The sequence below is a fragment of the Paenibacillus pabuli genome (assembly GCF_039831995.1).
GTDB classification, from domain to species: Bacteria; Bacillota; Bacilli; order Paenibacillales; family Paenibacillaceae; genus Paenibacillus; species Paenibacillus pabuli_C.
In genome coordinates, this window is sequence record NZ_JBDOIO010000003.1 from 3,066,140 (window position 1) to 3,079,020 (window position 12,881).

General features: G+C 49.1%; 10 protein-coding genes. 2 read left to right on the forward strand and 8 right to left on the reverse strand.

Annotated features, from left to right (window positions below):
• Positions 1-260: 260 nt before the first annotated feature.
• Positions 261-1,832 carry a sensor histidine kinase gene (locus ABGV42_RS16055; protein ID WP_347382527.1) on the reverse strand — a complete coding sequence of 524 codons (1,572 nt, stop codon included), beginning with the start codon at positions 1,830-1,832 and terminating at the stop codon, positions 261-263.
• Positions 1,833-2,082: 250 nt separating this feature from the next.
• Between ABGV42_RS16055 and ABGV42_RS16060 the strand changes: the two genes are divergently transcribed.
• Positions 2,083-2,418, forward strand: coding sequence for a hypothetical protein (locus ABGV42_RS16060; RefSeq protein ID WP_347382528.1), 336 nt, complete (start codon positions 2,083-2,085; stop codon positions 2,416-2,418).
• Positions 2,419-2,483: 65 nt separating this feature from the next.
• On the opposite strand, the gene mglC is transcribed toward ABGV42_RS16060, so the two are convergent.
• The 6 genes from mglC to ABGV42_RS16090 all read right to left on the reverse strand — a co-directional run bounded on the left by mglC (position 2,484) and on the right by ABGV42_RS16090 (position 10,991).
• A complete protein-coding gene (mglC, locus tag ABGV42_RS16065) occupies positions 2,484-3,503 on the reverse strand; it encodes a galactose/methyl galactoside ABC transporter permease MglC (RefSeq protein WP_347382529.1) in 1,020 nt (339 codons plus the stop codon).
• Positions 3,504-3,517: 14 nt separating this feature from the next.
• Positions 3,518-5,023, reverse strand: a complete 1,506-nt coding sequence (locus ABGV42_RS16070; protein WP_347382530.1) for a sugar ABC transporter ATP-binding protein — start codon at positions 5,021-5,023, stop codon at positions 3,518-3,520.
• Positions 5,024-5,095: 72 nt separating this feature from the next.
• Entirely contained in the window at positions 5,096-6,157 is a 1,062-nt protein-coding gene (locus tag ABGV42_RS16075) for a galactose ABC transporter substrate-binding protein (protein WP_347382531.1), read from the reverse strand.
• Positions 6,158-6,290: 133 nt separating this feature from the next.
• Positions 6,291-7,466 (reverse strand): substrate-binding domain-containing protein, encoded by a 1,176-nt coding sequence (locus ABGV42_RS16080; RefSeq protein ID WP_347382532.1) that lies wholly within the window; start codon positions 7,464-7,466, stop codon positions 6,291-6,293.
• The gene (locus tag ABGV42_RS16085) at positions 7,450-9,249 is read right to left on the reverse strand and encodes a cache domain-containing sensor histidine kinase (protein WP_347383267.1); all 1,800 of its coding nucleotides are present in this window, start codon (positions 9,247-9,249) and stop codon (positions 7,450-7,452) included. Before ABGV42_RS16085 ends, ABGV42_RS16080 begins: the two co-directional genes overlap by 17 nt.
• 17 nt (positions 9,250-9,266) lie before the next feature.
• A complete protein-coding gene (locus ABGV42_RS16090; protein WP_347382533.1) occupies positions 9,267-10,991 on the reverse strand; it encodes a response regulator in 1,725 nt (574 codons plus the stop codon).
• A gap of 222 nt (positions 10,992-11,213) precedes the next feature.
• Here ABGV42_RS16090 and ABGV42_RS16095 point away from each other — a divergent pair, with 222 nt between their 5' ends.
• A complete protein-coding gene (locus ABGV42_RS16095; protein ID WP_347382534.1) occupies positions 11,214-11,726 on the forward strand; it encodes a hypothetical protein in 513 nt (170 codons plus the stop codon).
• An 89-nt stretch (positions 11,727-11,815) separates the two neighbouring features.
• Here the strand turns inward: ABGV42_RS16095 and ABGV42_RS16100 are convergent, their stop codons facing one another.
• Positions 11,816-12,733, reverse strand: a complete 918-nt coding sequence (locus ABGV42_RS16100) for a tyrosine-type recombinase/integrase (protein WP_347382535.1) — start codon at positions 12,731-12,733, stop codon at positions 11,816-11,818.
• Positions 12,734-12,881 lie beyond the last annotated feature (148 nt).

The window sequence follows — 12,881 nt, forward strand, 5'->3', positions numbered from 1 at the left end:
TAAACTAAAACAAAATGTTATTATCTTACGAGGTATGACACGTATGAAGATGTTCACAGTGCCGTTCACCGTTTTATGTGATACTACATTAACTAACGTTAAACGGATTATTTCGGCGGTCTGTTTCCGAATGAATGCTCAAGAACAGCAAAACAAGAAACCTTAGCACTCATTGAGCTAAGGTTTCTAAACGAACTATTTTTTTGTTTTTTTATCTGTCTATTTAACGGTGAGCAGTTCAGCGTTTTTGTTTGCCGGAATTATGCCCCCATAGGTAAATGAAGGGTGAATGTAGCGCCAATCCCTATTTCACTATGAACGGTAATTTTGCCATGATGGTCCAAAGCAATTTTCTGACAGAGTGCCAGTCCAAGTCCTGTACCTTCTTCCTTGGTCGTATAAAATGGATCAAAGATCGTCGCCAGTGCGTTCTCCGGAATGCCGCTGCCCGTATCCGTAATCGAGATAAGTGCTTCTTCTCCATCATGTAACAAACCAATACGCACTTCACCCGGGTCTTCCATTGCTTCAAAAGCATTACGAATCAGATTAATCAGAACCTGTACGATCTTGTCCCGATCCATATTGACCACAACTGATTCGCCTGTCATCTCTAATGTAATCCGGTGACCGCGTGATGCTGCATCTGACTCGGTTAATGACAAAACACGTTCAAGGCACTGGCCCAGCTTCTCCGGTTTCATTAGATGAGCCTGCGGCTTGGAAAATTGCAGAAACTCTGCAGTCAGGTCCGTGACCCGGATCACTTCGCCCATAATCACTTCATACCATGGGGCAATATTGAATGCTTGTCCGCGTGACAGCTGCAAGAATCCACGAATCGCCGTGAGCGGATTACGGATCTCATGCGCCATGCCGGCTGCCAGTTCTCCAACAGCCCTGAGCCTTTCCGAACGGTAGATCTCTTCTTCATTCTTGATCCACTTGCTGCGCTGTGCCTGAAATAGCCGCTCCTCTGCAATCGTTATTAACTGCTGCAGGTTCTCTGCTGTCTCCGGATAGACCGAAATGCTATAGGTAACCTGTAATCCTTTCAGATCTGTGGATTGCATCGTGCTCATTCGTTCCTCGACATTCTCAACCTCAGGCAATATGATCGAAAATCGATCCCCTGCATAACGGGATACCCCATAGGCATCCGCAAAATGTTTGGAGATGCTCTCCCCTGTTCCCGCTATAATGGTGCTCCAATTGTCTTCCACTTCCTTGTTGAATCCGTTGAAGTTCTGGATATTTAGAAGAATGAGCAAAAATGAGCGCTGCTTCTCTGCCGTCTCTTGCAGGGCATTCATATATCCTTCGTAGTTGAGCAGCCCTGTAAGTGGGTCGTGGAGGGTGAGGAATTGGTTTTTTTCGCGCAATCTGCGCTTTTCGGCTTCACTGTTAATTAGTGTATGGTACAGAAAGATAATAACAATCGCAGTGAGTAAATCGAATAGGGAAACTGACAATGTGTAGGCATCTATCGTTACATAGGATAACCGAATCCCTGTATATTGCAGCACGAGCAGGAGAGAAATGGGCAGGGTCTGCTCTACACGCTGTTTGTTCTGAATCATGGTCATGATGAGCAGGTAATATAACAAGTTACACCAGTTCAATTCACTGAAATAGTGGAATACGCCAAGGAAAATCCATTGGATTTTTTGTAATACAGGATATCGTCTCTCTCCATAAATGCTGGCAACAAATAAGACACCGGCAAGGATCATCCATGTGAGGCTGGAAGTACGGTCCAAAAAATAAGAGGACAGGATTACAAGCAGGCAACCCAGTGGGAAAATAACCCTTTTCATCGTGTACGTTAGCAAACAGCCTCGCCCCCTTTGACAATCTACTCACATCTAACATTTTAATTACATGTATTATATCGATTATGACTAGCTAATGTTGTCGATTAATGGAAGCTCTCCAAATTGGAATGGATCGGGCTCATGGGTTATATACCATTTATTTAGCGTCTTGAATAGCTGTTCTGCACATAATCCATCCTTTTTCTGGTATGATATAATACAATAATGGATTTATTTTCAATAAAATTGGAAGTTGAAGGTGATTTTCATGGTGGAACGCAGAAGACCATTCGGAATGGGCACATTTTCTCTGCTCATTGTGGCTTTGGGATTTGCATTTAATTATGCATGGGGGCCTCATGATTTTAGGTTTGGGTATTATCTGTTTCATCAGATGAATTGGCCAATCTATAGCAAGGGTGACGAAGGATTGGTTATTCCAACAGTAATAACTGCAATCTTCTGGATCCCTGCCATCATCATTGCGAGAAAACACAAGGTACACTATGGTACAAAAACCGCTTCAATCGTGGCCGGTGTTATGCTGATCATCTGTTTCATAGGACCTTTGGTTACTGTGTTGGATTGGATCGTCAATTCATAAAGAAAGAAGAAGCCAGCGCTCTGTCGTTCCAGAGCGCTGGCTTTCTTCTTTCCTCTCAACTCAGGCTATTTCTTCGCCATATATTTACGGATATCAAAGGCAACGGCCGCGACAATAATCAATCCTTTAATAATCAGCTGCCAATAGGGACTAACACCGATAAAGGTAAGGCCGTAATTGATAACGCCGAAGATGAGCACACCTGCCATTACGCCGGGCACCGTCCCGATGCCTCCAGCTGTTGAAACGCCGCCAACGACACACGCCGCAATAGCGTCCAGCTCATACATGTTGCCGTAGTTATTTGTCGCCCCGCCTGTGCGCGCTGCCTCCAGCACACCACCCAGCCCATACAAGGCTCCCGCAATGGCATACAGGGCGATTAAATTACGTGCAACGTGAATTCCCGACACATGCGCGGCCTGAATGTTACCACCGATGGCGTACATATTTTTGCCCAGACGGGTTTTGTTGAAAACGACCCAACAGATTAACGCTACTGCGATCGCAATCAGTACAATATAAGGGATTGAGTAGCCGCCACCCAGATCAATATAACCTGATCCGATAACCGTGAAGTCTGGTCTTAGTCCTCCAATCGGCTGTGACTGGTTGGGTTCTGTATCAAAATAAATCGAGTTCAAACCATATACAGCCACCATCGTTCCCAGTGTCGCGATAAATGGAGGTACATGCAGTTTGGCGACAATAATCCCATTGACCAATCCGACAATCAGACCGGCAACAATCCCAATTATAATGGGCAGCCCCACCCATAAATGAGGCAGATCTGGGAAGAACCGATTGGCATATTCGTCAATTTGCAGCATGGATGCGGATACCACAGCGGTCAGGCCTACCACCCGGCCCGCAGACAGGTCGACCCCGCCAGTGACAAGAATGAAGGCTGCCCCAAGTGCGATAATGGCCCTTGTGGAGGATTGCTGTAAAATATCCCTTAATGTAGAGAAAGCAAGGAAGTTCGGGTCCGCAATGGCAATGCCAATGACAAGCAGAATAAGTACGATAAAAATGGCGCGCTGCGTTATATACTGTTTCACCTGATTGATGACTTGCGTGTTCATCTGTTTCCTCCTGTCTAAGCCATCCGCTGCTGAGCGGCCAGCCTCATAATATCCTGCTCTGTGGCCTCGGCTCCGTCTACAATGCCGGTCAGCCTTCCTTCGCTCATCACCATGATCCGATCGGACATCCCAAGCAGTTCAGGCATCTCCGAGCTGATCATAATTATGCTTTTGCCCTGACGAGCCAGTTCCGTAATAATGGTGTAGATTTCAAACTTGGCTCCCACATCAATGCCCCGTGTCGGTTCATCAAGCAGCAGAATTTCCGGACTGGTTAATAGCCACCGTGCCAAAAGCACTTTCTGCTGATTGCCACCAGACAGGTTGCGAATCAGCGTGTTAACGGAAGGCGTTTTGGTTCTGAACTTCTGGGTTTGCTCCCGCGCCTCTTCGCGTCCCTTTTTCTCATCCAGCAGCCCAATTCTATTTCGGTACCTTCCCAGACTCGCAATAATCGTATTTTCATACACGGACAACACCGGAAATATGCCCGTAACCCTCCGTTCCTCGGTCAATAGCGCCATGTTATGACGTTTCGCCGCGGCGGGTGAGTTGATCTTCACCTTGCGCCCATGAATCGAGATCGTACCCGAAGCGAGACCGCGCAGCCCAAACAAGGACTCGATCAGTTCCGTCCGCTGCGCTCCAACGAGGCCGCCAATGCCGAGCACCTCGCCTTTTCGAAGCTCAAACGTGATATCTCTGAACGAGTGGGACTGACTTGATGTTAACCCTTCGGCCTTCAAAATCACTTCGCCAGGAACGTTGGTCCGTTCCGGAAAACGTTCATCCAGATCCCGTCCAACCATACGGGTGATGATTAGATCGGTAGTCAGATCAGCGGCGTCCCAGGTCCCGACCACGAACCCGTCACGCATAATGGTGACTTCGTCCGAAATCGTGAGGATTTCCTCCATTTTGTGCGAGATGTATATAATGGACACGCCGCGGCTGCGAAGCTCGTTAATGATGGCGAACAGCTGCTCCACTTCCTTGCCCGTCAGGGAAGAGGTCGGCTCATCCATAACAATGACTTTGGATTGAAAAGAGACCGCTTTGGCGATTTCCATGGATTGAATTTTGGATACGGATAACGTTCCTGCCTGTGCCTTCGGGTCGATGTCCAGATTCAGATCTTTAAACAAGGCCAAGGTATCGGCATACATCTTCTTCTCGTCGACCAGTAACCCTCTCATCGGAAAACGTCCCAGCCATATATTCTCCATCACCGGTCGATGAGGCACCGGGTTCAGCTCTTGATGAATCATGGATATGCCGTGCTTCAGCGCTGCTTTGGAATTTGGAATGTCCACTTCTTTTCCATCCATTCGAATCGTTCCTTCGTCCGGTCGGTACATGCCGAACAAACATTTCATCAGTGTCGATTTGCCTGCTCCATTCTCTCCCATCAGGGCGTGGACCGTTCCGGGCTTAACCTTCAGCGTTACCTGACTAAGTGCCTGCACACCCGGAAACCCCTTCGAAATCCCGTCCATCTCCAGCAGATAAGGTGATGCCATGTTAGTTCCTCCCTTCCATATGCCCAGAAAAAAGGACGCCACCTGTAAGACGGACGTCCCTCTCTGCTGCTGTTATTGGGCGTCGGCAATGTTGTCTTTCGTAATTTTCTTATAGGCGATCCAGACATATTTGCCATCCGTAATGTCATAACCCGTATTTTCTTTCGTTGGCGTCTCACCCTTAGCGAGTGCAGTAGCCAAAGCCACCGTTGCAGCCCCTTGGTTCTTCGCATCATTCAATACAGTGCCCAGCATCGTGCCGTCCTGAAGCGCCTGAATGGCAGGGGCGGTGGCATCTACACCAACGACAGGCATTGCTTTACCGTCCTTGAAATACCCTGCTGCCTTTAATGCCTCAATAGCACCAAGCGCCATGTCATCGTTGTTGGCAAGCACAGCTTCGATCTTATCGCCATGGGAAGCGAGGAATGCCTGCATCTTCTCCTGGCCTTTGACCCGATCCCACATCGCCGTGTCTTCCGCCAGCGCTTCTACTTCAATGCCGGCGTCCTGAATCGCCTGAACGGAATATTTGGTCCGCAGTTCTGCATCCTGGTGACCTGGCTCTCCTTTCAGCATAACGTATTGCAGTCTGCCATCTCCGTTTTTATCTGCCTCCGGATGGGCTTTCCAGTAATCCACGATCAGCTGGCCGGAAATCGTACCGGACTCTTCCGCCTTGGCACCGACGTAGTACACTTTATCCCATTTATTCATGTCTTCGGCAACTGGCTCACGGTTCAGGAAAACAACAGGGATACTTGCCGCCTTGGCCTTGTCAATGATGACACCTGCCGCGGTCCGGTCAACCGGATTCACAGCCATGGCGCTGTATTTCTTGGATACAAAGAGATCCACCTTCTCATTTTGGGTCGGCTGTGCGTTCTGGCTATCCACGATATCGAGTGTGGCTTTGCCTTCTGCTGCTGCCGTCATGGCATTCCGTACGCCCGTCATGAACGTATCATCGAATTTGTAGATCGCGACACCAATCTTTGGCGTCTCCGTTCCGCCTGCTGCCTGCTCCTCCGTACCCGTTCCCGTACTTCCGCCAGCACTGTCTCCACCGCTGCTGCAGCCCGCAGCCGCAACCATGAATGCAGTGAGCAGCAGTGTCATCCACGTTTTCTTCATATCCTAATGACCTCCCCAAGTTCATTCGGCTTCACCGATGTCTTTATTATGAAAGGGTTTACACTATTTTCGAATACAATATCTTCATCTGTTTTATCGAAATCTTCCTCTGTTCATTTGAGTTCTTCTGTCTTCATTGAACAAAAGGAAACAGCAGCTTCTGGTTATCCATCCAGAACATATTGTCCGTACTCACCAGCTTCGTTTCCAGCGTCACTCTTGCTTGCACCTGCTGATTACTCAGCCGTGCCACGGCCTGATTCAAACCAAGATACCCTGCGCTGAAGCCATTTTGCACAATAAGGTGCTGGAATACCCCTTCCTGCAACTGCTCCAGCTGTTGCTGCTCACTCCCGAAGCCTACAATGTTGACCTGGCGTTCCAACTTGCGGCGATGCAGTTCATCCGCTGCTCCGAGAGACGCCGGTTCCTGCAGGGCAATGAAGCCGTCTACCTGCTGCTGGTCCAGCAGCTGCTTCGCTGCCTGCCAGCAAACATCTCGGGTGCTGCATACGGACTTGGGTTCGACCTGAATACCAGGATACTGTTCCAGCGATTCCATGACACCCTGCTCCCGGTGGATCAGTCCCGGATTTACCGGATCGGGCCCCAGCAATGCCACGCTGCCCCTCCCTCCCAGAAGTTCGGCCATCGCTTCGCCCGCCTGTCGCCCAGCCTCCACATTATCCATGGAAATGACACTTGTAATTCCTTCTACAGGGAACTCATCGTTGAGAACAATCACGGGAACACTCATACCACTCTTATTCATCGTTTGGGCCTTCTGAATAATATCGCTTAGTGCCTTCTCACTTAATGGATCCACGAGCAGAGCGGAAGCACCCTGTTCCAATGCCTGCGTGACCGCTCGAATCTGAGCCTGTTCGCGCTGGCTGTACACCGAAATGTCCTGACCAGACAATTCCTGCAGCTCCCTGGCTTGGTGGATCGTCGAATCGGGATTGGATGGTGCATACGCTGCCGCCTCGGATGGAAATGCCTCCACCGTTAGCAGCTCAGCTCCATTTTCCTTGGCTGCCGCTTCTGCTCCGAGCCTTATCGCTTCAGCAAGTTCACCTGTCCCAGCAGGGGTAATCAGAGCGACACGAGGTGGAGGCAGGACCGAATCGGCATTAGAAATGCCACAGGCTGTACCCAGGAACAGACAGCAGCCTGTCGCAACGATCCCCATGCAGCTGCGTACACAGAGGATGGACTGACTGAACTTCTTGATGGGGTCCGGACTAACCATCCGTCGAATGATTGCTTTATCTTTATCTTTATCTTTATCTTCATTGCGCTTTATCATATTTATTGCCATCCTCCCGTTCGCATTGGACTGGAATCCGAATCCAGACCGTCGTTCCTTCCTCCAGCTCACTCTCGAATTCAAGACCGCATCCTTCCCCGTAGTAGAGCCGAATCCGGTCATGCACATTGCGCACGGCTACACCTGATCCAGCACCACTCTTGACGATGGGACTGCCGTGGAGTAGGCCTGCCACCTGTTCTTCCGTCATGCCGACACCATTATCCATGATGCAAAACACCAGCTGCTCCCTCTCCCGATAGACACGGATCTCAATACAGCCTTCATCCGTGTGATATTCAATCCCATGCACGATGGCATTTTCGATTAACGGCTGGAGCACCAGCTTCAGCGTCAGACAGTCCAATGTATCCTCATCCGCATCCAGACTGAACCGGAACTTGCGCTTGAACCGCATCTGCTGAATCGTCAGGTAATGGTGCGCATGCTCCAGCTCTTCGCGGACGGTAATGATGGTCTTTCCTTGGCTGAGACTTATGCGAAACAGGCGTGAAAGCGATGTGATCATGGTGATCACTTCTTCATTACGACTCATGCCCACCATCCGCACGACAGAATTCAAGGTGTTGTAGAGAAAATGAGGATTAATCTGGGCTTGCAAGGCTTCCAGTTCGAGACGCCGTTTCTGTTCCTGTTCATGGATGATCTCATTCATCAGAGTACGAATCTTGTACACCATCAGGTTAAACCGGCGGGATAGCCGTTCCACTTCAAGCGGTCCCTGAATGGGCAGCTCAACATTGAAGTCCCCTCTCTCCACGGCTTTCATCTTCCGCTCCATCCGCCGGATCGGACGTGTCAGACTGGAAGAGAGCAGCATGGACACGAGAATAACGAGTATTAACACAACCAGCAGTACCCGGACAAGATAGCCATTGACCTCCTGCCGGGTTGTCATGATTTCATCCAGGTAGGCCACACCGACAATTTTCCATCCGATATTGGCAACAGACTTCACGGTATTCAGCCTTTTCTGTCCATCCGCTTCATCTTCATAACTGCCTGTGGCGACCAGGGCCTGTTCGATATTTTCGCTTTTGAGCCCCATGTACATCAACTGCTGCTGCGGATGATAAACAATATTGCCTGCACTCTCGTCGATGATGTAGACATATCCCCGCTGCCCCAGACTGACCCGGCGGCTCAGTTCATCCATCTGTTTAAAATTGATATCCACCAGCAGAATGACCTGTCGGTCCTGACCATTCTGCCGTACGGTAATCCCTTTGCTCATTGATACGACCCATTTATAGGGGCCTGAATACATGTTCTGAATGTGAGGCAGTGAAAAGCTAAGGTGATCCGGCACTCTGAGCGCAGATTGAAACCACCCTTGCTGTGTCACATGGGCGCTTGATTTTAGCTCGGCCGAAGGTCTGTTCTTGAGCAGTTCGCCCTTGGAATCGAGCAGGGTAATAGAGATAATGTCCTCCCGGCTGCTGAGCAGTGTATCCAGCTGTTTGTCCACCTGGTCCCCTTCCCAGGTTCCGTCCCGCAGCATATGCTCCTCAATGGCCCGGTACAGATGTGACATGCTCCGGACATAGTCCTCCAGGTTGTAACTGACCTGATCGACAATCTGTCTCGTTGTCAGTTCAGCGCTGCGTTCGGCAGCCTGAGTGAATTTATCGTGCAGAAGCAGGGCCATTATGGTGAGCACAAGTACGATGAAGATGGAAAAGGACCACGTAATAATAGACCGAATACTGCTAACCTTCGACGATCGAAGACGGAAACGCAGCCGGAGCCATAACGGTCTCATCCACCCGGCTAACGTTCTCATCGTTCTGCACCTTCACGCGTTGTCAGCGCAGACTGCTTACGGTATTCTTTGGGCGAGATGCCAATATGTTTCTTGAAGCAAAAACTGAAATAATTCGGTTCGGCGAAGCCCACCCGTTCCGCAATCTCAAACGACTTCAGCTCCGTGGAGCGAAGCAGTTCCTTGGCCGCCTCCATGCGGATCTGCATCAGATATTGCAGGAACGTAAGCTGTACTTCTTTTTTGAAAATGCCGCAAAAATAACCTGAGCTGATATGCAGATAACCGCATACCTTCTGGATGGACAGATCGGGATCGGCGTAATGTTCCTTCGTAAACCGCAGCGCCTGCTCCACAATATCCTTGTATACATGCTGGCGCCCACTGGCAATCCGATGCTGTACGAGCACGCAGACATCCCTCACTTTGTCTTGTGCCTCAGACAGTCCCGGCAATCGGAACAAATCCGCATACAATTGAAATCCTGCACCGAAGATATCCTCCATGTCCTCACCAGATGCCTGCGCGGCCTTCCACACGGTTGTCAACACTTCAATCAGATATAGCTGGATGTCCCCCCGCCCATGCTCCACCGTAATTTCTCGGAAAATGATTCCCAGTACGTCTTCAAGCTCATTCCTGGTTCCTGCCTTGAGCGTGCGGGTCAGCACCTGCTGTTTCAGTTCGTCAAAACGCAGCTTGCCTGCAGTCTGCCGCTCCACGTCTGCAATATAGATGAGCGAATCAGTTCCCGGCACCAGTCTGTAGTCGAGCGCCAGTAATGCATCATCATAGGCATGCTTCACATCCGAGAGTGTCTCGACCATTGACCCAGATCCCACGGTAGCCGGGATGCGCAAGTAATGATTAATGCTGCGGATGACATTTTCAAGTGCCTGCTGCTGTCTTATCTCCCCTTCGCGCTGACCCCCACGGTCAATAAAAAGCAGAACAATCGTTTCCTGGTGCATAAAAGCATGTCCTGCCCCGTGCTCCTTCCATACCTCTTCGGCAATGTTAAGCGCAGCGAACTGCTTCAGTTCCGCATCCTCGGAGTGACGCAGTGATCCCCCGGAACCGTGATTTTCCTTTTCTACCGATACTTCGCCTGAACTTACCAATTCCTGAGTATTTGTTCCCCCTTGATGGCCGTTTTTCTTCCCGTCTCCCTCCATGTGCAGCGTCAAAACAGATACCCCATACCGCTCACCGTGCAGGTTCAGACCACATTGTTTTGCTTTCCCATGGATGTACGCCGGCGATTTCTGCCGATGCAGCAGGGTAGCCATAAGATCGGCCTGCACCAGCGGCAGACTTGTATAATAATGATCCCGCAGCTGCCGGACATCTTCGCGTTCTGCCACTTCAGAGGCCATCTGCGCTCGCAGACGTGTAAGCAGTTCGGTCAGATGCCCGGCTGAGAACGGCTTCAGCAAATATTCATCCACACTCAGTGAGACGGCCTGCCTGGCATAATCAAATTCATCATATCCTGTCAATATGACAATCTTCACAAGCGGGTTGCGTTCCCGCAATCTTCGCGCAAGCTCCAGTCCATCCATGAACGGCATGCTGATGTCTGTTACCACGATATCCGGCTCAACCCTCTCCGCCATCTCCAGCGCTTCACGGCCATTCTCTGCCAAACCGACGATTCGCAGGTCCAGGGCCTCCCAATCTACCTCTATGACTAGTCCTTCGCGTACGTCCTCTTCATCATCCACCAGCAATACCCGGTACACGTCCGAATTCCTCCCCCAGCTTATTGGAATCATGCAAGATGCTCATGTATATGTCGTTTCGATCCAAGGTTGCCATCATACTATACAATATTATTTTGTTTATGTAACCGCTTACTTTATGGGTAAGTAAGACTTTTATTTATATCACATTCATCTTGAATTTATGGTAAATTATAGTTGAATCAATCCGAGAAATTGCGAGAAAGGAACATGCTATTTCACATGAACAAATTAAAAGCTGGATTGTTAACCACAGGGATCGGCGCCGTATTGCTTTGTAGCGGAGCCATCACCGAAACCATTCGATCTGATCAGCTTCATTCGCCTACGAAATCATTGATGTGGCAAGATTATTCTCAGGAGTTAAGGGATAAGTTAACACGATCGTGGAGTGCGGGATTAGAAGTAATTCGTAAAGTGATGGGTGAAGATGAAGATAAGGAAAATCTAAGCGAATGGAAGCTGTATTACGATTTGGAGCATGCCAAACATCTAATCCCCCGCAGAGAGCACTCCTCTTTCAGTCAGGTCTATTATGGTGATGCCCGAAGATCCTTGCTTGAAAATGGAGATTTCATGCCTGCCCTGCTTCTGGACCCTGACCATTCAAAAGCCATTCAGTTCTGGGAAAAGCATGATGGAACGTATGCAATTATCACAATGGAGAAACGATTAGATGAGGACGGAAAGCGCAAATGGCTTGAAACTGGTGCGCAGATTATCAATAAGCCCTAACCCGCTCTTAAGCGGTTAGGGCTATCATTCGTATGTAGTTTAGTATAACGCAATATTACGGCAGTAAAGACCACAGTATATCTTTTAATCTACTCCAAATGGTGAGATTCCTTCTCTTGCTCTAAGGGATTGGCATATAACCCTTTTACATATATCATCGTTCTGTCGGGATTCGTGTGCCCCATCATTTCAGCTAGACGGTGCAGTGGAACATGTTCGGCCATGGCATAGCCAAACCGGTGACGCAAATCATGTGAACTTAGTCCTTCCAGTCCGGCTGAAGTCATCACCTTTTTGATCAGATGACGCAGTGCCCTTTCGGTCAAACGATCGCTGGTTTTCTCTGAAGGAAACAAATAAGGGCTATCCGGACTCAGACCTTCCATATACTTCTTCAACAATATAACACACGTCATGTTCAGCGGAATTTTCCGCTGCCCGTTTCGTTTATCGGCTCGCACGGTGAGCTGTCCGCTTCGTTTTCCCAGTTCAATATCGATCGGCTCCAGATTGCATACTTCCATCGTCCGTAACCCCGTATGAAACATGAGCGTCAGGATCGTCTGATCCCGAAGAGAGCTGCCATGTTCGATCGCAGAGAGAAAGGCTTCTTCTTCCCTGGTTGTCATCCGGCGAGGGCTCACCTTGTCTTCCGGAATGAATTTTAGAGGTTTGGAAGGATCATAGCTGATCTTGGATTCTGCTGCAGCCCATTTGAAGAAGCGCTTCAGGGTAATCAGTCTGCGGTTAATGGTCGCTGGCTTCAACTGCAAAACATTCTTCGAATAATCCCGGTAGCCCATTAACGTTGAGAGTTCAACGTCTTCAATACACATGATTTGATCAACCACAAGCGGGCTGCCTTTGTACCATTCGAGAAAATGTTTAAGATCACTCGCGTATTCCTTTAACGTTTTGGGAGTCAATTGACCCTGAAGTGTAAGCATATTTATGAATTCCTGAACCACCATCTCCCCCTGCACCGGCATGCCAGAAACCTTATCCATTAGAAAAAACCTCCAAATCTTGACTTATATTAGCGGACATGGTATTATCATATTAATCGATACATTAGCGGACATCAAGTCTGTGGTTTGAATACACCTGGTCAGCGTTAATTTTTAATTAGCACTTATCAAAATGGTCGTTTAAAAA